Below are 21553 nucleotides of genomic sequence, written 5' to 3'. Positions count from 1 at the left end.
GTTCGGACGGTAAGGCGCGATACGTCAAGCCGAGAAATGCGCGGCGTCACCCGTCCGAGGCGTGCTGCGGACCCCATCGACGCTGACCGGGATATCGCCGGCCAGCGTGATCCGGTGCAGCCGGCGCGGCTGGTCGTCGTAGTCGGCGACGCCGTAGTGCTGGGTCGCCCGGTTGTCCCAGATCGCCAGGTCACCCGGCTGCCATTGCCACCGGACGGTGTTGTCCAGGTTCGTGACCCGGTTCTGCAGCAACTGGAACAGCGCGGTCGTCTCGGCCGAGCTGAGCCCGACGAACCGGCGGACGAAGTGCCCCAGTACCAGCGAACGCTCACCCGTCTCGGGATGCACTCGGACGACCGGGTGCTCGGTCTCGAACAGCTTCGACACGAACTGCTTGCGATGCTCCTCGACCTTCACGTCGACCCCACCGATCCGTACCTCGTCGGCAGCGCCCACGTAGTCGTACACGTTGCTGTGCACGGCCCAGAGCTTGTCGACCAGCGCCTGCAGCGCGACAGGCAGCTTCGCGTACGCCGCAACGGTGTTCGCCCAACTCGTCGCGCCGCCGTACGACGGCAGCGTGACCGCCCGAAGGATGCTGATCGCCGGGATCCGGTCGACGAATGTGACGTCGGTGTGCCAGCTGTTGGCCTTGCCGTAGTCGGAGTCGATCGGTAGTACGTGCTCGTTGCCGTCGAGGCTGGTGGAGGTCGGGTGAGCGAGCGTCGGCGTACCGAGCAGCTTGGCAAAGGCGAGCTGTCCGGCGTCGTCGAGGTGCTGCTGGTCGCGGAAGAAGATCACTTTGTGGTCGAGCAGGGCCTGCCGGATCGCGGCAACGGTCTGCGGGTGGAGGTCGCCGCCGAGCGCGACATTGCCGATCACGGCGCCGATCGCGCCGCCGGCCTTGGTGACGGTGATCGCGGGTACTTCGAGCTGAGTGGTCATATATCCATATTCCAACTGAATTAGTAGACTAATCGGCCGTTTCGGGATGCGAGACCGGTTGCGGGAACGGGCCACGTAAGGTTGGGGACGTGTCAACCGCCGAGATTCAGCCCAGTTCTGTGACTACCGACGTCCCTGAGTTGGTCGTCGGGTTCGACCTGGACATGACGCTGATCGACTCGCGACCGGGGATCAAGGCCGTCTGGGACCTGCTCGCCGCCGAGACCGGAGTCGCGATCGACACCGAGCTCGTGGTGAGCCGCCTCGGGCCGCCGCTGACCTGGGAGATGGCCAACTGGTTCCCGGTCGACCAGGTCGACGCGATGGTCGCGCGCTATCGCGAGCACTACCCGGACTACGCGATCACCGGCAGCCTGCCGCTGCCGGGGGTCGAGGAGTCGCTGGCCGCAGTACGGGCGCTCAGGGGTCGCACTGTCGTGGTGTCGGCGAAGTACAAGCCCAGTGTTGACCTGCACCTGCAGCACCTGGGTCTGGACGTCGACGAGCCGGTCGGTGACCTGCACGGCGCCGAGAAGGGCACTGCGCTGCGGGAGCACGCAGCGACCATCTACGTCGGCGACCACACGGCTGACATCGACGGAGCTCGCGCTGCCGGAGCGGTGGCGGTGTCTGTGGCCACTGGGCCGTTCACCGCGGATGAGCTGCGTGCCTACGGAGCAGACATCGTACTGAACGACCTGACCGAGTTCCCGGCCTGGCTGGACGAGTACGTGCTCGAGCAGCGGCTGGAAGCGCTGATGGAGCGGCTGTCCAGCTACGAGAGCCTGGTGGTTGCCTTCAGCGGTGGAGCCGACTCCGCCTTCCTGCTGGCCGCTGCGGCACGCGCTATCGGCCCGGCGAACGTAGTAGCCGCCACTGCCGTCAGTCCGAGCCTCCCGGTGGCTGAGCTGGAGCCGGCGGCTCACTTCGCCGACAGCATCGGCGTACGGCATGTCACGCCGCACACGCACGAGATGGACCGCGAGGGGTACCAGGCCAACGCCGGTGACCGTTGCTACTTCTGCAAGGCCGAGCTGGTCGAGACGCTGCAGCCGATCGCCGACGAGTTCGGCATCTCGGCGATCGCGACCGGTACCAACGCCGACGACGCCATTGCCGGGTTCCGGCCGGGGATCCGGGCCGCCTTCGAGCGCGGCGCGATCACCCCGCTGCGTGACGCCCGGCTGACCAAGGCGCAGATCCGGGAGGCGTCCCGTAGTTGGGGACTCGAGACCTCGGATAAGCCGGCCGCTGCCTGCCTGTCCAGCCGGATCGCGTACGGCATCCGCATCACGCCGAATCTGCTCGCCCGGGTCGACCGCGCCGAGATGGCGGTTCGCAACCACCTCACGCCGTACGGGGTCCAGAACGTCCGGGTCCGCGACCTCGGGGAGTCGGCCAGCATCGAGATCGACGCGAACCTGCTCGGCACCGTCGACAATGCGGCGCTGGTCGAGTTGGTACGGGCCGAAGGCTTCGCCGCCGCGGCCGTCGACGCCCGCGGATTCCGCTCCGGATCGATGAACGAACGCTTGACAAATCCGGACCGTTATCGCTGACCCTCACCTGCGAGACGCCTGGGTGCGGAATCGTTCCCGCATCAGGTATTTTTCCGGGGCGCGGGTACCCAGCGTCACGTACGCTGGAGCTTCCGTCCTGTTCCGACGATCAACACCGAAGAGGTTCCCGTGCCTGTTGGCAAGGTCAAGTGGTATGACTCCGAGAAGGGGTTCGGCTTCCTCAGCAAAGAGGAGGGCGGGGACGTCTATGTCCGTGCGGAGGCACTGCCGGCCGGTGTGACCAACCTCAAGCCGGGCCAGAAGGTCGAGTTCGGAGTCGTCGAGGGCCGTAAGGGCGAGCAGGCGCTGCAGGTCCGGCTGATCGACCCGCCGCCGTCGGTGGCCAAGGCGATGCGGCCGAAGCCGGAGGAGATGGCGCTCGTCATCGAGGACCTGATCAAGATGCTCGACAACATCGGCGAGGGCTACCGTCGCGGCCGCCACCCGGACAGCAAGGCCGCCCGCGGCGCCGCCACGGTTCTGCGTGGAGTCGCGGACCGCCTCGACCTCTGATTCCCTGTACTACGCCCGCCGGGCGATCAGCGCCTCGATGCCGTCCAGCACCGCGTCCAGGCCGAAGATGAACTCGCTGGCGTCGTAGTCCACATCGAAGTCCTCCGCGGGCCTCGACTGCAGATTCCTGGCGATCGTCGGGAAGCGGTCGGGGTCCGCGAGCATTGCCAGCCGCTGCACGTAGAGCTGGTTCGCCTCGGAGACCGCCTTCGATCCTGACGGCGTGCCGACGGTGATTGCGCCCGCGCCGCGCACGTAGATGTTCACCAGCAACATCGCCGACAGGCTGTCGCCCGGGCTCAGTCCGGTGTCCTCGAAGGCGCGCAGGCCGTTCTCCATCCACTCCAGTTGCAGCGGTGACAGCGGTGGCTCGACGATCGGGATCTGGAGCACCCAGGGGTGCCGCCGGAGTCCGTCGCGGAAGGCGAGCGCCCAGGTGGTGATCCGCTCCCGCCAGTCCGCCTTGGGGTCGACCGGGGCCGGTGGTCCGAACGCCTGCTCGAGCATCACGACGTACAGCTCGTCCTTGGAGTCGACGTACCGGTAGAGCGACATGGTGGTGAAGCCGAGCTCGGCGGCCACCTTGCTCATCGAGACCGCGCTGATGCCGGCCGCGTCGGCGAGCTTGATCGCGGCGTTCCCGATGTCGCTGATGTGGAACGTCGGCTTCGGGCCCGGGCGGGCTGGTCCCTCGATGCCCCACAGCTGCTGCAGCACTCTCGGTAGCTCTGTCATCGCTCGTTCCCTTCTTACGGCCATCTGTTTACATCATAGACAGATCGTGTGTATGGTCTGCGTATGGCGCACACAGTGTGTGCCATACACAGATCATCTGGAGGGGTGACATGAGCGCATCGGAGCTCACCGGTCAGCGGGCCGGACGCAAGGAATGGATCGCTCTCGGCGTGCTCGCGCTGCCGCTGCTGCTGGTCTCGATGGACGTCTCGGTGCTGTACTTCGCGGTCCCGTACATCTCGGCCGACCTCGGAGTGAGCGCCACCCAGCAGCTGTGGATCTTCGACATCTACGGCTTCGTACTGGCCGGCCTGCTGATCACCATGGGGTCGCTCGGCGACCGGATCGGCCGGCGGCGGCTGCTGATCTTCGGCGCGATCGCGTTCGGGCTCGCGTCGGTCGCCGCGGCGTACGCGCAGACTCCGGAGCAGTTGATCGCCGCTCGCGCGGTGCTCGGGATCGGCGGGGCGACCTTGATGCCGTCGACCTTGGCGCTGATCCGCAACATGTTCCACGACGCGGCTCAGCGGGGGAAGGCGATCGCGTTCTGGAGTGCGGTGATGCTCGGTGGGATCTCGCTCGGGCCGGTGCTCAGCGGCGTACTGCTCGAGCACTTCTGGTGGGGCTCGGTGTTCCTGATCAACACCCCGGCGATGCTTCTGCTGCTCGTCCTCGCGCCGCTGCTGCTGCCGGAGTTCAAGGCGGCGGTTTCGGGCCGGTTCGACCTCTTCAGCTCGGTACTGTCGCTGGCCGCCGTACTGCCGGTGATCTGGGGGATCAAGGAGCTGGCCGCGCATGGGGTTGCTGGGTTGCCGGTCGCTGCCATCGTCGCCGGGCTGCTGGTCGGATACGTCTTCCTTCGTCGGCAGCGCACTGCTGAGCACCCGATGATCGAGCTCGCGATGTTCCGCAACCGCGCCTTCAGCGGAGCCCTCGCCGCCAACACCATCGGCACCCTGGCGCTGGTGGGCAACGCGGTCTTCATGACCCAGTACCTGCAACTGGTACTAGGCATGGGCCCGCTCAAGGCCGCGCTCTGGTCGCTGGCTCCCTCGGTCGTAGTCGGTGGCGCCGCACCCCTCGGCGCTGTCCTCGCTCGCAAGATCGACCGTGCCTACGTACTAGGCCTAGCCTTCCTGATCGCCGCCGCTGGCTTCGCCGTCCTCACCCAGATGCACGTAGACAGCGGCTTGATCGTCCTGCTCGGCGGCGCCGGCCTACTCGCCGGCGGCCTAGTCATGGTGATGTCCCTAGTCACCGAAGCCGTAGTCGGTTCGGTCGCCCCCGAACGAGCCGGCTCAGCCTCCGCCCTAATGGAGACCTGCAGCGAATTCGGCGGCGCCCTAGGCATCGCAGTCCTAGGCAGCATCGGCACCGCCGCCTACCGCCACGACCTGCACCTACCGTCGACCGTCCCGGCTTCCGCCGCCACCGCCGCCCACGAAGGCCTACCCGGCGCAACAGCCGCCGCCTCCCAACTCCCAAGCGACCTAGCCACCACCGTCCTAGCAGCAGCCCGCCACTCCTTCAGCCACAGCATGAACATCACCGCCCTGGTAGGCACCATCCTCCTAACCGCCACCGCAGTAACCATCACCCTCATACTCCGAGGCACCACCCCAACCCCCAACCCCACCGACACCGCCGAGGCGGACCTCGCCGAGGAATCCACCCCCCTCGAACGCACCGCAGTAGCAGCCAGCTGACACAGCACAACCAACGGAGGGTCCACCCAAACCCCCGGGTGGCCCCTCCGCCACGCACGACCAGCGCCATCACCCACGACCAGCACCAGCACCCGCACCTGCGCCTCGCGCCCACATCCGCGCCGGCCCTCTCCCCAGCGCCGCCCCGCAGTCAAGGCCCGCACCAGCACCAGCCAGGCGTGCACTGCTCACCCTGCAGCCGGGCCTCACGCCAGCATCAGCACCCGCGCCCTGCGCCCAGGACACCCCGCACCGGCAAGCCGCGCACCCGGTCACCCCGCAGCCGCATCCGCCCCCCGCACACCTCACACCCGCGCCCCGCCCCCAGGACCCGCACCGCACCGCGCAGCCGCACCAGCCCACCGGCACACATCACACCAGCGCCCCGAGCACCCAGCGACCGCTCCCGCCCCGCGCTTGGCACCGGACCCATTCCCCGCGCCGCACCGGCGAATCGCGCCGGCCCTGCACCCCGCGCCCTGCATCTGCCCCGGCTGTCGGCTCCCGCGCTCGCCCGGCTCCTGCACCCGCGCTCCGTGCCCGCTCCCGGACCCTCGCGCCCTCCACCTGTCCCCGGCCCCAGGTCCCGCTTTCGCGCTCGCCCCCTGCCCCGCTCGTGCGCCTGTCCCGGCCCCGCTCGACTCGCGTCAGTGCACGGGCGCGGGGCTGCCGTGCGCGCCTGGCGGGCACTTCGCAGGCGTTGGGGTGGCTAAGCCATCGGCTGGGTTGGGGAGGCTTATAGCCGGTGCCGGGGCGGATATTCGCCCGGTACGGGGGCAAGATCCTCCCCGCGCTCCGCGCACCGCAAGTTGCGTCCCGCGGCAGCACCAGCAAGGCGTACGAGGCTCACCCCGCTGCCAAGCCGCGAGCCGGCATTAGCGCGGGCGCCCCGCCGCATGCCTCGCGGCTGCATCCCCGCCTAGCCCGCTCCCAGCGCCCCGCACCAGCACGACCAAGCCCGGCTTCGCGCGCGGCAACAAGCCCGGCTTCGCGCGCGGCAAGCTGTGCTCGCGCCGTGCGGCTGTGCGGCTGTGCGCTGGACCGGCAACTGCTGGCGACTCGGCAGCGGACATCTTCGCGGCGACCGGTCGGCTCGTCTGGTGAGCAACGCAGCACCGACCGCAGGACCGGCTGGGTCGTCCCCGTTATCCGTCCGCGAGGTCGTCGGATGCGACGAGCCGAGGAGGCGGTTGGTGGGGTGACTGGCGTCCGCGGAGGGGGGAGCCGAGGAGGGGGAAGTGGCGGAGCCGTCAGCGTGGGGGGCGGCGTCGGCGGAAGGGGTTTCGGCGGGGTGTGTCTGGGGTGGGGGAGGCGGCGGAAGGTGGGTGGGGCTGGGTGGGGTTGTTTTCTTGGGTTTTTTCGGCTGCCCAGGGGGCCTCGTCGACTGTTGTTGCGTCGTCGTCTTCGTCTGGTTGGCCGCTCCACCAGCGGCCGGTTGGAGCGACGGCTGGGCGGGGTGGAGGCTCGGGGGAGCGGTCGGTGCGAGGTTCCGGTGGGACGGCGGAGGGGGAGGTGGTGGGGTGCGGGGTGCTGGGCCGGGTGGTCGGCTGGGTGGTTGGGCGTGGGGTGGTGTCACGCGGGGTGTTTGGGGACTGGGTGACGGTTGGGTCTACGCGGAGTTCAACCGTCGGCTCGGTGATGCGGGGGCTCGCGGCGGCGCGGGCTCGGGCGGCTCGGCGTTCGGCTATTGACTCGGGCTCGCTGGGGAGGGGGTCGCTGGTGAGGATTGTGCGGGCGGTGCTCGGCTCGCGGGTCGGTCGCCCGGCGTCCGGCTCGTGCTCGGGTGCGGAGCGGGCCCCGTGGTCATGTACCGGTTGGGTCCCGTGGTCAGGTACCGGGCGGGTCTGGTCTGGTACCGGGCGGGGCTCGTGGTCTGGGACTGGGCGGGTTTCTCGGTGCTCGCCGGGGACGACTGTGGTGCGGGGGCCGGGGCCGTCGGTGCCTGGGGAGCGGGGGCGGGATGGGGGGTGGGGGGCTGGCTTTTGGCGGATTACCAGGAAGACAGCCAGGACCAGGACGGCGGCTAGGAAGCCGAAGCCTAGGCGGGGGATGAGGGGGAGCAGGATGCCGCAGCCGCCGCCGATTACCCAGGCGAGTTGGAGGACCGTTTCCGAGCGGGCGAAGACCGAGGTGCGGACCGTCTCGGGGACGTCGCGCTGGATCATCGCGTCGAGCGACAGCTTGCCGAGGGAGCTGCACAGGCCGGCGACCAGGCCGAGCACGATCAGCAGCGGGAAGCCGTACAAGACGGCGACCGCGATGGCGACGACGGTGTCGGCGAGCAGTACGACGAGCACAACCGCCTCGGGTTTACGGGCCTTGAGCAACGATCCCGACAGGGTCCCGAGGCTGTTGCCGATGCCGGCTGCGGCGATCACGGCGCCGGCCGCGACCACGCCGTCGATCCCGCTGATCGGTTTGTCGCGCAGCAGGAACGCGAGATACATGGTCAGGAAGCCCGACACGAACCGCAGCCCGAGGTTGCATCGAATGCCTCGCGCCACCGCGGCAGTGATCGCCTTCCGCCGGGCGTCGCGTCCCGCAGTACCGGTCATCTCTTCGCCGGCCGGTGAGTCCACGCGCCCCGGCAACCGGATCGCAAGAACCAGCCCGACGGTGTAGACGAGCGCCGCCCACCGCAGCGACCACTCCGGCCCGATCGCGGCAAAGGCCCCCGCGATACCGGCGCCGATCGTCGCGCCCGCCACACCCGCGAGCGAGATCCGCGAGTTGGCGGTGACGAGCGTGACTTCCTTGGGCAACAGCCTCGGTACTGCGGACGCACGCGTCACGCCATAAGCCTTCGACGCGACCAGACACCCGAGCGCCGCCGGATACAACCACGTCGAGCTGTTGTGGATCGATGCCGCCAGACTCCACACCAGAAACCCGCGCAACCCGAGCGTCGCCCCGATCGCCCATCGCCGCCCGTGCCGGAACCGGTCGAGCACCGGCCCGATCAGCGGCGCCATCAACGCGAACGGCGCCATCGTCAGCAACAGGAACAACGCCACCCGGTCCCGCGCCTGCGAACTCGGTACGGCGAAGAACACCGTTCCCGCCAGCGACACCGCAAAGGCCGTGTCACCCGCCGAGTTCACGAACCCGAGCTCGATCAACCGCGAAAGCCCCGACTCCCGAGCACCCTGAGCCCCGGTCAGCCCACGAATCCGCCGCCCGGTCGCCTTACCAACCCGCCCGGTGACGCCCGCAGTCTTCTTCGACGCCGTGGCAAACCCAGCCGCCCCGACCTTCGACGCGTGCCCGACTTTCTTCCCAGCAGCGCCCACCTTCTTACTAGCGCTCCCAAGCCGCTCCCCGGTACTACGCTCCGGGCCTGGCCGCGGACCGCCTTCGGCGCCTTGGCGCGGGCGGTTCTGGGGGTCCGGGCGTTCCATGTCACCATCCTGCCTTGTGAGGGGGACAGACCGGAGTCTCCACGCGGTTCGGATCGTGGCGGCGGGCGTGCGAGAATGACCGATTGTGACTCCCGTCAAGACTCCGGAACCGGTCCGCGCCAAGCCTGACGCCATCAGCGTCGCGGCCGTCGAACCTGCCCGCGAGGCGGCGATCGTCGAGGCGGGCGCCGCCCAGGTGGGCGATTACCTCGGTTATCTCGTCGAGGGCGAGCGGCTCGTCACGCACTACTTCGGGTCCACCCACCCCGGCTATCGCGGCTGGCGCTGGGCGGTCACGCTGACCCGCGCCTCCCGCGCGAAGAACGTCACGATCAACGAGGTCGTGATGCTGCCGGGCGAGGAAGCCATCGTCGGCCCCGACTGGGTGCCGTGGTCGGAGCGCGTCCAGCCGGGCGACCTCCGTCCCGGCGACCTGTTCCCGACCCTGCCCGAGGACCCACGACTCGAGCCCGGCTTCACTGACACGGGAGCGCCGGACGAAGTACTGGCTGTCGTCGAGGAGCTCGGCCTCGATCGCGAGCGGGTGCTGTCGCCGGAGGGCCGCGAAGACGCTGCCGAGCGCTGGTACGCCGGTGACTTCGGCCCGACGTCGGCGATCGCGCAGGCCGTTCCGTACAAGTGCTTCGCCTGCGGCTACTGGATCCGGCTGCACGACAGCCTCGGTCAGGCGTTCGGCGCGTGCACCAACGAGATGGCGCCGGGCGACGGCCGGATCGTCGCCTACGACTACGGCTGCGGCGCCCACTCGGACGCCGTGATCGAGGCGCCCGACCACCCGTCGACCGAGCACGCCTTCGACACCACCGGGTACGACGACCTGTCGATGGACGCCGTCGAGACCGAGGTCCAGGTGACCGAGGTCGCGCAGGCCGAAGTACAGGAAGCCGAAGCCGAGGTACAAGATGCCGAGGTGCAGGTAGCCGAGGCCGAGCAGGCCGAGGTCCAAGCGGCCGACGCCGTCCAGGTCGAGGTCGAGGCAGCCGCCGAGCCCCCGTCGGATGACGAGTACCGGATGCCGACCGCCGAGGAAATCGAAGCGGAAGCCAGCGCGAACTACTAGTCCTCGGTGGCGGGGCGGTGGCCGGCCTGGATGGCGGCCCAGCGGCGGCGGCAGTAGAGCAGGCCGATCCAGCCCAGGCCGAAGCCCGCGACGGTGACCCACAACCACCACTCGTCGCCGTCCTTCTTCAGGTCCGAGCGGAAGATCAGCACCACCACGAAGGCGACCGCCCAGAGGCAGATCCCGACGATCACCGTCGGGACGCCGGACAGATCCAGCGGCTTGACCTCGGCGTGCACGATCTCGCCACGGGCCAGCTGACTGGTCGGGTCGTTCCGCTTCTTCGAAGCCGGCGCTTCTTGAGGATCTGACACGCCACCACCTTAGCCTTTTGCGAATACCTCGCCTTCGGCGTCCTGCACCTGGCACCATTCCGCCATGAGCTCAGGCTTCCTGGATTCCTTCTTCAAGATCAGCGACCGCGGGTCGACGCTCGGCCGTGAGGTTCGCGGCGGGCTCGTCACCTTCTTCACGATGGCCTACATCGTCGTGCTGAACCCGCTCATCATCGGCACCGTCAAGGACGGCACCGGCCAGTACATCGGAGGTGGTACCGACCCGGTCGCAGCGATCGCCAAGGTCGCCGTGGCCACCGCGCTGGTGGCCGGGCTGGTGACGATCGCGATGGGGCTGGTCGCGAACTTCCCGCTCGCGCTGGCCGCCGGCCTCGGCCTGAACGCCTTCATCGCGTTCAGCGTCGCGTCCAAGATGACCTGGGCGGACGCGATGGGCCTGGTGGTGATCGAGGGCATCATCATCTTGATCCTGGTCCTCACCGGCTTCCGAAAAGCGGTCTTCGAGGCGGTACCGGTCCAGCTGAAGATCGCGATCAGCGTCGGCATCGGCCTGTTCATCGCCTTCATCGGCGTGATCGACGCCGGCTTCGTACGCCGTCCTTCGGCGCCCGGCGGCCCGCCCGTCGAACTAGGTGTCGGTGGCAACCTTCGCGGCTGGCCGGTACTCGTCTTCGTGGTCGGCCTGATCCTGGTGATCACCCTGTACGCCCGCAAGGTGAAGGGTGCGATCCTGATCGGCATCCTGGCCGCGACGGTGCTGGCGATCGTGGTCGAGGCGATCTTCGACGTCGGCGGCCGGACCGCCGACAACCCCGGCGGCTGGGGCCTGAGCGTGCCGAAGCTGCCGGACGACTGGTTCAGCAAACCCAACCTGGACACGGTCGGCGAGTTCAACCTGTTCGGCTCGTTCGACAAGATCGGCGTGATCTCCGCGCTGCTGCTGATCTTCACCCTGATGCTGGCCGACTTCTTCGACACGATGGGCACGATGACGGCGATCGGCGCCGAGGCCGGGCTGCTGGACAAGGACGGCAACCCGCCGAACGCGCAGCGGATCCTGATCGTCGACAGCGTCGCGGCGGCCGCCGGTGGAGCCGCGTCGGTGTCCAGCAACACGTCGTACATCGAATCGGCGTCCGGTGTCGGTGAAGGCGCCAGGACCGGGCTCGCGAGCGTGGTGACCGGGATCTGCTTCCTGATCTCGATGGTGGTCGCGCCACTCGTCACGCTGGTGCCGTACGAGGCGGCGACGCCCGCGCTGGTACTGGTCGGCTTCCTGATGATGACGCAGGTCAAGGGGATCGACTTCGACGATCTCGAGGTGGCCATCCCGGCCTTCCTGACGATCATCCTGATGCCGTTCACGTACTCGATCACGGCCGGCATCGGCGCCGGTTTCGTCTCCTACGTGCTGCTCAAGGTGGTCCGCGGCAAGGCCCGCCAGATCCACCCGCTGATGTGGATCGTGTCGGCCCTGTTCGTGGTGTACTTCGCGATCGGCCCGCTGGGCGACTGGCTCACCTGATAAACTGACGGTGTCTGGGTATCCCTCTTCAGGGCTGCCCAGACTCCTGTTTATGGACACAAACGCGTTCCCCACCCAGTCGGCCCGCACCCGCCGCTTCACCCTCGGCCTCCCCCGAGACTTCACCCTGTCTCCGGACGGCCACCGCATCCTCTTCCTACGCACCCAAGGCCCCGAAGACCCAGCCGTTGGCCTCTGGCTCCTCTTGGATGACGAGGAACACCTCCTCGCCACCGAGGTGACCGCCTACACCACAGACACCGCAATGAGCACCGTCGCCTACACGACCAAGGGCGAGCTCTGGGTGCTGAGCCTCGAGGGCACGCCGACCGCTGCCGAAGGCAGCTCTCCTTCGCTCCAGCCGACTGCCGGTCCTGTTACCGACCCCCGCCTCGATCCCACTGGCGGCCGGCTCGCCTACGTCAGCGATCGGTCGCTGCGGGTGATCGAGGTGGCTGACGGCAACGATCGGTTGGTTGCCTCTGACGACGATCCTGAGGTGAGTTGGGGAGTGGCGGAGTACATCGCCGCCGAGGAGATGTACCGGTCGCGCGGACACTGGTGGTCGCCGGATGGCACCCGGCTGCTGGCGGCGCGGGTCGACCTCACCCCGGTCCAACGCTGGTGGATCGCCGACCCGGTCAACCCGGGCACGCCGCCCCGCGAGATCCCGTACCCCGCAGCGGGCACCCCCAACGCGCTGGTCGAACTCCACGCCTTCGACCTGGCCGGCGGCTCAACGCAGCTGCGCTGGGACAGTACGGCGTACGAGTACCTCGCCACCGCCGACTGGGACTCCCACGGCCCACTGCTCAGCGTCCAGTCCCGCGACCAGCAGACCCTCCAAATACTCGCGGCCGACCCAGATACCGGCGAAACCCACCTACTGCACGAGCAACGCGACCCAGCCTGGGTGCAGCTCATCGACGGCGTCCCCGCCCGCACAGCCTCCGGCAAACTCGTCCACACCGACGACGCCGGCGACACCCGCCACCTGACGGTCGACGGCACCCGAGTCACCCCCGACGGCCTGCAACTCCGCGCTGTCCTCAAGGCCGCAGACGGGGTCCTCTTCCTGGCCAGTGACGAGCCGACCGAGTGCCACCTCTGGCTGTACGACGACACCGGCCTCCACCAGCTAAGTGACGGCCCCGGCTCCCACGAGGGCTACCGAGCCGGCAACACCCTCCTGCTCGGCTCCAACACCGAGGCGGGCCGCACTTACGTAGTACGCCGGGATGGCCAGGACCACCCCATCACCTCCCACCGCGCCACCCCTGATGCGACCCCACGCATCACCTGGCTCCAAGCGGGAGACCTGCAGATCCGTACCGCCCTACTGCTCCCGTCCTGGCACAAGCCAGGCGCCACGAAGCTCCCCGTAGTCATGGCCCCGTACGCCGGCCCCGCGATGTCCCTGGTGATGAAGGTCGCCGCCCCCTGGTTCTACAAGGCCCAGTGGTACGCAGAGCAAGGCTTCGCCGTCGTCATCGCCGACGGACGCGGTACGCCGGGCCGCGGACCCGCCTGGGAGAAGACGGTCCATCACGACCTCCTGTCGGCCCCCATCGAAGACCAGATCACCGCACTGCACGCCGCAGCGGAGTACTGCCCCGACCTCGACCTCACCCGCGTCGGCATCACCGGCTGGAGCTTCGGCGGCATGCTCGCGACAGCCTCGGTACTACGCCGCCCAGACGTCTTTCACGCAGGTATCTCCGGAGCAGGACCGAGTGACCAGCGCATGTACGACACCCACTGGCGCGAGCGCTTCCTGGGACACCCTGACGAGTACCCCGACGACTACGACCGCTCATCCACCGTCAACGAAGCCGCGAAGCTCGAGCGCCCACTGCTCCTCGTACACGGCCTTGCCGACGACAACGTCTTCGCCGCCCACACCCTGCGCCTCTCAGCAGCGCTACTGAAGGCAGGCCGCCCCCACCAGCTCCTGCCGCTCTCAGGAGCCGCTCACTCGCCCACTGACGAGGCCACGGTCATCGGGCTGCTCCAGCACGAGCTCAACTTCCTGAAGACCGCTCTGGGAGCAGGCGAGCCCGCAGCTCCAGGTACTCCGCGCGGGCGGTGAACAGTTCGCTCAGCTCGGCGGTGACGTTGTCGAGGAAATCGGTGCGGTACGTCGCGTCCGTCATCAGCGAGATCGAGTAGTACAGGCCGGTGAAGGTCGCGATCCCGACCGCGACCTTCACCAGGGTCGCGCTGAGCAGGAGCGGATGATCGAGCAGGACGAACTGGTGCGACCAGCTACCCGGGTCGATGCCCCACAGCTCGTAGACGTGGCGGCTGATCGCGAGCAGGCCGAAGCCGACGAAGAACAGGCCGACCCCGGCGCTGACCACGAGCACCTGCATCCACTGCCGGATCACCAGGCTGATGCTGAGGTTCAGCCGCTGGATCCCGCTCAGAGGTGGACCTGATCCGGTGTCGCGTTCGATCTGGTCGAGTTCGCGCGGCAGTCGCAGGACCAGGAACAGGTTGCTGAGCACGGCGAACGCCGCGGCCAGGAAGGCGATGAACGCGGCGGGCATACCGGCGAACACCTGCCACATGTCGGCGGTCATGAACAGCACCAGTGAGAACACCAGCAGCAGCGGCAGGGCGCGGACCAGGCTGGCCACCGAGTTGCCCAGCTCCGAGCCGAGCCGGTGCAGGCCCCACAACGTCGTACCGATCAGTCCGTAGCCGACCACCAGATAGACCATGCCGACGAGCAACAAGTTGCCTAGGGCAACGCCGAAGAACTGCTTGAGCTGGACCTCGGTGGCCAGCGGCAACAGCGCCGGCAGCAACACGAAGACCGCGAGCTCCGGGGTCCCGAAGCGGGTGGGGAAGGACCAGAACCGGCGGCCGCGGAAGCCGTTCAGCAACCCGAAGCCGGCGATCAGCACGACCAGCCCGCCGAGTGCGGCGAGCAGGTTCTGCCACCAGGTCCAGTCCAGCGAGGTGGCGCCGAGCATCTCCACCAGGAAGACCAGCACCAGCACCGGGGTCGCCCGGTTGAAGATGTCGTGCGCCGGTGAGAAGTCCTCGACGAACAATGGCAGCCCCGCACGCCGGAAGCGCTGCTCGTACCGGGCCAGCTCCGGCGGTGTCCCCATGCGCGGAACCTTACTAGCGTCCGGCGACTAGGCTCGGCCTATGGACACTCAGTCGCTCAACAAGGCTGTATCCGACCTGGCCGGGGCCAAGGACAAGTGGGCGCATCTGCCCATCGGCGTACGGCTCGACTACCTCGAACGGGTCCGGGTGCTGCTGGGGCAGTCGGCGGAGGAGTGGGTGGACGCCGCGGTCGCGGCCAAGGGCACGGCCGGTACGCCGCTCGCGGGCGAGGAGTGGATCTCAGGTCCGTACGGGGTGCTCTCCTGGATCAACGCCGTCATGCAGACGCTGAAGGCGGTTGACGCGGGCACTGACCCGCTCGCCGGGCTGGCTGTCCGACAGCGGGCCGACGGGCAGACGGTTGTTCGCGTCTCGCCGTACGACTATCAGGACAAGCTGCTGCTCAACGGGTTCGGTGCCGAGGTGTGGATGACGCCTGGCATCACGCCGGGCACCCTGCGCGCCGACGTCGCGACGAAGTACCAGGAGCATGATCCGGCCGGGCAGGTCGCGCTGGTGCTCGGTGCTGGGAACATCGCCTCGATCGCGCCGCTTGACGTGCTCTACAAGCTGTACGCGGACGGCGAGGTCGTGGTTCTCAAGATGAACCCGGTGAACGACTACCTCGGGCCGGTACTGGAGAAGATCTTCGCGCCGTTGGTTGCCGACGACTATCTGCGGTTCGTCTACGGCGGCGCGGATGTCGGCGATTACCTGTGTACGCACGAACTGGTCGACACGATCCACATGACCGGCAGTGAGCGCACCCACGACGCGATCGTCTATGGCACCGGGGCGGATGCGGCCGACCGGAAGAAGGAGGACCGGCCGCGGCTGACCAAGCCGGTGACCTCGGAGCTGGGCGGGGTCGGGCCGACCATCGTCGTACCGGGGCCTTGGAGTGCCGCCGACATTTCGTTCCAGGCTGAGCACATCGCTACGCAGAAGCTGCATAACAGCGGCTTCAACTGCATTGCGGCGCAGGTCCTGGTACTTCCGGCTGACTGGTCCCTCAGCGCGGACCTCATCTCTGCGCTGCGGGAGACCTTGCGGACGGTGCAGTCGCGGCCTGTGTACTACCCGGGTGCGGACGACCGGCGTGCTGCGGTGGGGGTTGAGTACTCATCCGCCGAAGAGCTCGGCGGCCGGACGCTGGTTTGCGATGTGGATGCCTCTGACTCCTCGGCCTACGCCTTCACGCAGGAGTTCTTCACGCCGGCGCTGGCCACCACGACGCTGCCCGGCGCGGACGCGGCCGAGTTCCTGCGCAATGCCGTTGCCTTCGCCAACGACACCCTGCACGGCACGCTCGGCGCGAACATCCTGATCCACCCCCGTACTGCGGCAGCGCTCGGGCCGGCGTTGGAGGACGCGATCGCCGACCTGCGCTACGGCACGATCGCGGTCAACGCGTGGACCGGCGTCGGGTACAACACCCCGCGCGCGACCTGGGGCGCCTTTCCCGGTCATACCCGCGATGACGTGCAGAGCGGCATCGGTGTCGTCCACAACGCACTGCTGCTCGGCAGCCCGCAGAAGACGGTGGTGACCGGACCGTTCCGTCCGTTCCCGCGCTCGTACCTGCACGGCGAGTTCGCGATGTCGCCACGCCCGCCGTGGTTCGTCACCAACCGTACCGCCGAGCTCACCGGCCGCAGACTCACCGCCTTCGCCGCCGACGGCAACCCCCGCCACCTCCCAGGCATCTTCACCTCCGCCCTGCGGGGGTAGTACCCCCACGCGCCCGCCGCGTCCACTCCTGCGTCGCTCCCGCTCTGGGTGCTCCCGCCCGCCCGGTGTTGGCGCTCCTACGTCGCGCGGTGCGACCACGGTGGTGGTGAGCCGCTCGGGTGGGTGCGTCTGGTGGGGTGTTTCCCACGCGCCCGCCGCGTCCGCTCCTGCGTCGCTCCCGCTCTGGGCGCTCCCGCCCGCCCGGTGTTGGCGCTCCTACGTCGCGCGGTGTGACCACTGCGGCGGTCGCCCGGTTGCTTGACGATAGGTAGTACTGGGGTCTGTTGAGCGGGCGGGCATAATCAAGCAGGCGTTTTCGTTAGCAAAGGTAATGAGTTATGCTAACGATATGCCCGAAATCGTCGCCCAGCAGGTGAAGAGTGATGTTGGGCTGGCCAGCGCTCTGAGGTCGTCCACGTTGCGGTTGTCCCGGCAGATCCGGCGGCAGCGCGTCGAGGGGCACGACCTGACCGCGAACCAGCTCGGCGTGCTCGGTGCGCTCGGCAAACACGACGCGATGACGATCGGCGAGCTGGCCGCGCACGAGCAGGTCAAGCCGCCGTCGATGACGCGGATCGTGTCGAACATGGAGGAGGCGGGCCTGGTGGTCCGCCGGCCGCATGACACCGACAAGCGCCAGATCGTGGTCGAGCTGACCCAGGCCGCGCACGACCTGCTGCACGCCAACCGGCGCCGGCGCGACGAGTGGCTGCAGACGAAACTGAAGAAACTTACTCCTGAGGAGCGCGACATCCTGCGCAAGGCAGCACCTGTTCTCGAACGCCTGGCGGCCACATGAGCCCGACCTTCCGCGCGTTCAAGGTCCGCAACTTCCGGCTCTACGCCAGCGGCGCGATCATCTCCAACATCGGCACCTGGATGCAGCGCGTCGCCCAGGACTGGCTGGTCCTGGAGCTGACCCACTCCGGTACCGCCCTCGGCATCGTCACCGGCCTGCAGTTCCTCCCGGCCCTGCTGATCTCCCCGTACGCCGGTCTGATCGCCGACCGGTTCCCCAAGCGCCGCGTACTGACCATCACCCAGATCGCGATGGGCGCCGTCGCGCTGGTCCTCGGCGCCATGACGGTGACCGGCGTGGTCGAGGCGTGGCACGTCTACGCGCTCGCCTTCCTGTTCGGGATCGGGACCGCGTTCGACGCGCCGACCCGGCAGGCGTTCGTGGTGGAGATGGTCGGCAAGGACGAACTGTCCAACGCCGTCGGCCTCAACTCGGCCTCCTTCAACGCAGCCAGGCTGATCGGCCCCGGGCTGGCCGGTTTGCTGATCCACTGGATCGGTACCGGGCCGGTGATCATCATCAACGGCTTCAGCTACGCCGCGGTGATCCTGTCGCTGCACCTGATGCGCTCGAAGGAGCTGCACACCCCGAAGGTCGCGGCCCGCGAGAAGGGCATGATCCGGGACGGGATGCGCTACCTGTGGCGCCGGCCCGACCTGATGATGGTGCTCGTCGCGGTGTTCTTCGCCGGTACCTTCGGGCTGAACTTCCAGATGACGTCCGCGCTGATGGCCACCCAGGCCTTCCACAAGGGCGCGGGGGAGTACGGCATCCTCGGCTCGATCCTGGCGATCGGCTCGCTGGCCGGCGCACTGCTGGCGGCTCGCCGGGTCCGCACCCGCGGCCGGTTGGTGATCGGTGCGGCGCTGGCCTTCGGTCTGATGGTTGTGGTCAGCGGACTGATGCCGACGTACCTGTCCTTCGCCGTGGTGCTGCCGCTGGTCGGCTTCACCGCCCTGACGATGCTCACCGCCGCCAACGCCACCATGCAGCTAGGCATCGAGCCCACCATGCGCGGCCGCGTCATGGCCCTCTACATGACCGTCCTGATGGGCGGCACCCCGATCGGCTCCCCGTTCATCGGCTGGGTCGGCCAGGAGTTCGGCGCCCGCTGGTCCCTCATCGTCGGTGGCGCCATCACAGTCCTCGGCACCACCGCCTCAGTCCTGTACTTCTCCCGCCGCCGAGGCCTCGCAATCCGCCCCCACCTCCTACCCCGCCCCCGCCTGGACATCCTCAGCCCGACCACAGACCTCCTCGGCGAGAAATCCACCCTGACGGAAACCCCGTCCTCGCCCGAGCCAGCAGTCAAACCCCAGGTCGCCTGACCCGGCTCGGCCCGCCATCGGCTCAGGAGTTCGCCACATCCTGACCGCCGGTGGGTTCAGGTTGAGGGACACGCGCACAATGGGGTGTGACTCATTACGACTTGGTGGTTGTTGGCACCGGCTCCGGGAACACGATCGTGACCAAGCAGTTCGCGGACCAGAAGGTGGCGATCGTCGAGCGCGGCATCTTCGGCGGGACCTGCCTGAACGTCGGCTGCATCCCGACCAAGATGTTCGTCCACACGGCGGATCTGGCGGCGGTACCGTCGCACAGCTCGCGGCTGGGCGTGGACGAGCAGCTGACCGGGGTGCGCTGGCCCGACATCCGGGACCGGATCTTCGGCCGGATCGACCCGATCTCCGCGGGCGGAGCGGAGTACCGGGAACACCACCCGAACAACGTCAACGTGACGCTGTACCACGGCACCGGGCGGTTCACTGCCGAGCGCGAGCTGACCGTGACGGCGAACGAGGGTGGTGAGACGGTCGTACTGACCGCTGACAAGTTCGTACTCGCCGCGGGGAGCCGGCCGATCGTGCCGTTCATCCCGGGGCTGGAGGAGACCGGGTTCCACACCTCCGACACGATCATGCGGCTGCCGGAGTTGCCGCGGCGGCTGGGCATCATCGGGAGTGGGTTCGTTGCCGCTGAGTTCGCGCATGTGTTCTCGTCGCTCGGGGTCGAGGTGACGCTGATCGCGCGCTCCGACCGGATGCTGCGGCACGAGGACAGCGAGATCGCCCGACGGTACACGGAGATCGCTGCGGAGAAGTACACGGTGAAGTTGCTGCACGAGACGGTTCACGTCTGGCGGCGCAACGACGCGATCATCCTCAAGACCCTCAGCCCGACTGGTGCCGATGAGATCGCGGTCGACGAGGTGCTGGTCGCGGTCGGCCGTACGCCGAACTCGGACCTGCTCGACGTCGGGGTCGCCGGGGTCGAGGTCGAGTCCGACGGCCGGGTGGTGGTGGATGAGTTCCAGCAGACGGCTGTCGAGGGGATCTATGCGCTGGGCGACGTCTGTTCGCCGTACCAGCTGAAGCACGTCGCCAACCACGAGGCGCGAGTCGTGCAGCACAACCTCCTGCACCCCGACGACCGGATCAGGTCGGACCACCGGTTCGTACCGCACGCCGTGTTCGGCTCACCCCAGGTCGCGTCGGTCGGCCTGACCGAGGAGGAGGCGCTCGAGCAGGGCGTCGCCTATGTGGTCGGCCGCGAGGCGTACGCCGATATCGCGTACGGCTGGGCCATGGAAGACACCACCGGCTTCGCCAAAATCCTCGCCGACCCCGACACCGGCCAAATCCTCGGCGCCCACGTCATCGGCCCCCAGGCATCCACAGTCATCCAGCCCGTCATCCAGGCGATGAGCTTCGGCCTGGACGCCCACACCATGGCCCGAGGCCAGTACTGGATCCACCCCGCCATGCCCGAACTAATCGAAAACGCCCTCCTCAACCTAAAACTCAAGAACTAAAGCAACAGCCAGTCCCGGCTACCGCTGCGGTTCACGCGGTGCCGGGCGCGGGGTTTGTCTGGTCTCGGGCCGAGACAGGTCTGCGCAGCGCCTCAGCGATTACTGCTGGGTGGATCGGGCCCGGGTCGTGTCGCCGGCCGGCGATCCGGACACACTGGCGCGCCGCGAGCAGGTGGCTAAAGGCTCGTGACGCTTCGCGTCACCTCGCGGCCCGGACCTCAGGCCGAGATTGGGGTCGGGCTCGCAGTGCGAGTGCGGGCGGCGGCGCAAGAGCTGGAGCTGCCGTCGGCCAGGGGGAGATGTGTCCGCTCGACAGGAGGTAGTCGGCTGTGCGGCGGGCGTGGCGCGCTGGCTGAGCGTGGACAGGGTGCAAGTCGGTGACTACCTCCTGTCGAGCGGGACACAGCGAAGCCCGGAGCTACGGCGGTCGACGGCTCGTGACGCTACGCGTCACCTCGCGGGCTGGACTTCAGGCTGGGATTCGAATCGGGCCCGCAGTGCTGGCCCGGGAGTGCAGGGCGAGAGTTGGCGCGGCCAGGGGGAGATGTGTCCCGCTCGAGTCGAGTGGGACACGGCGAGGCCAGGGGGTTCAAGGGGTGGGCTTGTCTCGGGCTTGCCAGGTGGTTATGCAGGCTTCGTTGCCTTCGGGGTCGGAGAGGACCCAGAAGGCTGGGGCTCGGACTTCGGAGAGGAGTTGGCCGCCGGCGGACAGGGCGGCGTCGAGGCGGCGGAGTGCTTCGTCGTGGGGGACGGAGATGTCTAGGTGAACGCGGTTGCGTTGGGGGCGGGGGTGGTCCATCTGCTGGAACCAGATCGCGGCGCCTTGGCCTACGGGGTCGACTAGCGGGTCCTCGGGGCCGTCGGCTCCTGCTTCAGGGGCGTAACCCAACACGGCCTTCCAGAAGGGGCGGATCGCCGCGATGTCCAGGGCGTCGATCCCGATCTCCAGGATTTGGACCGACCGTGGTGCATCCCCGCCGATGTCAGGGCCGGTTTGTGAGCCGGCCTCGCGTACGACGACGGAGATCCGATGCGCGAGGTCGATGTCTCGCGTGGTGACTGCGGCGTGGTCCAGGGACTGGAGAGTGAGCACCACCCGGTTAGGCCGGATGTCAGCGACAAGGTGCTGGTCTGCGTCGTCGCCACATGCCTCGACCGCGCGCGATGCGATCTTGGCTGCTTCGGCCAGTGAGCTGACCGGGACGGACGTTCGCAGCGCGCCTAGCAGGAAGCGCCAGCCCGCATCGCTGACTGCATCTGAGGCTTCCTGTCGGCTCAACTTCTGCTCCATGGCAACATCCTCGCAGCCCCGACCGACAGCTCAGCGTCAGCC

General features: G+C 68.4%; 15 protein-coding genes and 1 pseudogene. 10 read left to right on the top strand and 6 right to left on the bottom strand.

Going from position 1 to position 21553, the window contains the following annotated elements:
* Positions 1 to 24 precede the first annotated feature (24 nt).
* Positions 25 to 945, bottom strand: a complete 921-nt coding sequence (locus OHA70_RS04850; protein WP_328328969.1) for a TauD/TfdA dioxygenase family protein — start codon at positions 943 to 945, stop codon at positions 25 to 27.
* Between the two features lie 119 nt (positions 946 to 1064).
* On the opposite strand from OHA70_RS04850, the gene larE reads away from it, so the two are divergent.
* A complete protein-coding gene (larE, locus tag OHA70_RS04845) occupies positions 1065 to 2504 on the top strand; it encodes an ATP-dependent sacrificial sulfur transferase LarE (protein WP_328328967.1) in 1440 nt (479 codons plus the stop codon).
* 129 nt (positions 2505 to 2633) lie between these two features.
* Positions 2634 to 3017 (top strand): cold-shock protein, encoded by a 384-nt coding sequence (locus OHA70_RS04840; protein WP_328328965.1) that lies wholly within the window; start codon positions 2634 to 2636, stop codon positions 3015 to 3017.
* Positions 3018 to 3026: 9 nt separating this feature from the next.
* Here OHA70_RS04840 and OHA70_RS04835 read toward each other — a convergent pair whose 3' ends face one another.
* Positions 3027 to 3752 carry a TetR/AcrR family transcriptional regulator gene (locus OHA70_RS04835; protein ID WP_328328963.1) on the bottom strand — a complete coding sequence of 242 codons (726 nt, stop codon included), beginning with the start codon at positions 3750 to 3752 and terminating at the stop codon, positions 3027 to 3029.
* Between the two features lie 110 nt (positions 3753 to 3862).
* On the opposite strand from OHA70_RS04835, the gene OHA70_RS04830 reads away from it, so the two are divergent.
* On the top strand, positions 3863 to 5458 hold the full coding sequence (locus tag OHA70_RS04830; RefSeq protein ID WP_328328962.1) for an MFS transporter: 1596 nt from the start codon (positions 3863 to 3865) through the stop codon (positions 5456 to 5458).
* 1250 nt (positions 5459 to 6708) lie between these two features.
* Here OHA70_RS04830 and OHA70_RS04825 read toward each other — a convergent pair.
* A complete protein-coding gene (locus tag OHA70_RS04825) occupies positions 6709 to 8856 on the bottom strand; it encodes an MFS transporter (protein ID WP_328328960.1) in 2148 nt (715 codons plus the stop codon).
* A gap of 82 nt (positions 8857 to 8938) precedes the next feature.
* Here OHA70_RS04825 and OHA70_RS04820 point away from each other — a divergent pair.
* Positions 8939 to 9706: pseudogene (locus OHA70_RS04820) on the top strand (DUF3027 domain-containing protein); the annotation flags it as partial.
* A gap of 227 nt (positions 9707 to 9933) precedes the next feature.
* Here OHA70_RS04820 and OHA70_RS04815 read toward each other — a convergent pair.
* Positions 9934 to 10251 carry a DUF2530 domain-containing protein gene (locus OHA70_RS04815; protein ID WP_328328956.1) on the bottom strand — a complete coding sequence of 106 codons (318 nt, stop codon included), beginning with the start codon at positions 10249 to 10251 and terminating at the stop codon, positions 9934 to 9936.
* Positions 10252 to 10315: 64 nt separating this feature from the next.
* On the opposite strand from OHA70_RS04815, the gene OHA70_RS04810 reads away from it, so the two are divergent.
* Complete coding sequence (locus OHA70_RS04810; protein ID WP_328328954.1) at positions 10316 to 11758, top strand: NCS2 family permease; 1443 nt, start codon at positions 10316 to 10318, stop codon at positions 11756 to 11758.
* Positions 11759 to 11810: 52 nt separating this feature from the next.
* Positions 11811 to 13847 (top strand): S9 family peptidase, encoded by a 2037-nt coding sequence (locus tag OHA70_RS04805; RefSeq protein WP_328328952.1) that lies wholly within the window; start codon positions 11811 to 11813, stop codon positions 13845 to 13847.
* On the opposite strand, the gene OHA70_RS04800 is transcribed toward OHA70_RS04805, so the two are convergent.
* The gene (locus tag OHA70_RS04800) at positions 13780 to 14877 is read right to left on the bottom strand and encodes a hypothetical protein (protein ID WP_328328950.1); all 1098 of its coding nucleotides are present in this window, start codon (positions 14875 to 14877) and stop codon (positions 13780 to 13782) included. The two genes, OHA70_RS04805 and OHA70_RS04800, sit on opposite strands and share 68 nt — an antisense overlap.
* Before the next feature lie 40 nt (positions 14878 to 14917).
* On the opposite strand from OHA70_RS04800, the gene OHA70_RS04795 reads away from it, so the two are divergent.
* From OHA70_RS04795 to OHA70_RS04780, 4 genes are all read left to right on the top strand, one after another.
* Positions 14918 to 16609, top strand: coding sequence for an aldehyde dehydrogenase family protein (locus tag OHA70_RS04795; protein ID WP_328328948.1), 1692 nt, complete (start codon positions 14918 to 14920; stop codon positions 16607 to 16609).
* A 349-nt stretch (positions 16610 to 16958) separates the two neighbouring features.
* The gene (locus tag OHA70_RS04790; RefSeq protein WP_328328946.1) at positions 16959 to 17408 is read left to right on the top strand and encodes a MarR family winged helix-turn-helix transcriptional regulator; all 450 of its coding nucleotides are present in this window, start codon (positions 16959 to 16961) and stop codon (positions 17406 to 17408) included.
* A complete protein-coding gene (locus OHA70_RS04785; protein WP_328328944.1) occupies positions 17405 to 18736 on the top strand; it encodes an MFS transporter in 1332 nt (443 codons plus the stop codon). Before OHA70_RS04790 ends, OHA70_RS04785 begins: the two co-directional genes overlap by 4 nt.
* An 86-nt stretch (positions 18737 to 18822) precedes the next feature.
* Positions 18823 to 20220: a mycothione reductase gene (locus tag OHA70_RS04780; RefSeq protein ID WP_328328942.1), complete on the top strand. Its 1398-nt coding sequence runs from the start codon at positions 18823 to 18825 to the stop codon at positions 20218 to 20220.
* 589 nt (positions 20221 to 20809) lie between these two features.
* Here the strand turns inward: OHA70_RS04780 and OHA70_RS04775 are convergent.
* On the bottom strand, positions 20810 to 21511 hold the full coding sequence (locus tag OHA70_RS04775; protein WP_328328939.1) for a VOC family protein: 702 nt from the start codon (positions 21509 to 21511) through the stop codon (positions 20810 to 20812).
* Positions 21512 to 21553: the final 42 nt, after the last annotated feature.

The sequence above is a fragment of the Kribbella sp. NBC_00382 genome (assembly GCF_036067295.1).
In the GTDB taxonomy this organism is placed as follows: Bacteria; Actinomycetota; Actinomycetes; order Propionibacteriales; family Kribbellaceae; genus Kribbella.
The sequence above is the reverse complement of the archived record's forward strand: the minus strand, read 5'-3'. Positions and strand labels throughout refer to the sequence as shown.

What these genes read in the sequence shown, in the direction of transcription:
- OHA70_RS04850 (WP_328328969.1), bottom strand. Translation starts at nt 945, where the DNA reads ATGACCACTCAGCTCGAAGTACCCGCGATCACCGTCACCAAGGCCGGC.
- OHA70_RS04835 (WP_328328963.1), bottom strand. Translation starts at nt 3,752, where the DNA reads ATGACAGAGCTACCGAGAGTGCTGCAGCAGCTGTGGGGCATCGAGGGA.
- OHA70_RS04830 (WP_328328962.1), top strand. Translation starts at nt 3,863, where the DNA reads ATGAGCGCATCGGAGCTCACCGGTCAGCGGGCCGGACGCAAGGAATGG.
- OHA70_RS04825 (WP_328328960.1), bottom strand. Translation starts at nt 8,856, where the DNA reads ATGGAACGCCCGGACCCCCAGAACCGCCCGCGCCAAGGCGCCGAAGGC.
- OHA70_RS04810 (WP_328328954.1), top strand. Translation starts at nt 10,316, where the DNA reads ATGAGCTCAGGCTTCCTGGATTCCTTCTTCAAGATCAGCGACCGCGGG.
- OHA70_RS04805 (WP_328328952.1), top strand. Translation starts at nt 11,811, where the DNA reads ATGGACACAAACGCGTTCCCCACCCAGTCGGCCCGCACCCGCCGCTTC.
- OHA70_RS04800 (WP_328328950.1), bottom strand. Translation starts at nt 14,877, where the DNA reads ATGGGGACACCGCCGGAGCTGGCCCGGTACGAGCAGCGCTTCCGGCGT.
- OHA70_RS04795 (WP_328328948.1), top strand. Translation starts at nt 14,918, where the DNA reads ATGGACACTCAGTCGCTCAACAAGGCTGTATCCGACCTGGCCGGGGCC.
- OHA70_RS04790 (WP_328328946.1), top strand. Translation starts at nt 16,959, where the DNA reads ATGCCCGAAATCGTCGCCCAGCAGGTGAAGAGTGATGTTGGGCTGGCC.
- OHA70_RS04785 (WP_328328944.1), top strand. Translation starts at nt 17,405, where the DNA reads ATGAGCCCGACCTTCCGCGCGTTCAAGGTCCGCAACTTCCGGCTCTAC.
- OHA70_RS04775 (WP_328328939.1), bottom strand. Translation starts at nt 21,511, where the DNA reads ATGGAGCAGAAGTTGAGCCGACAGGAAGCCTCAGATGCAGTCAGCGAT.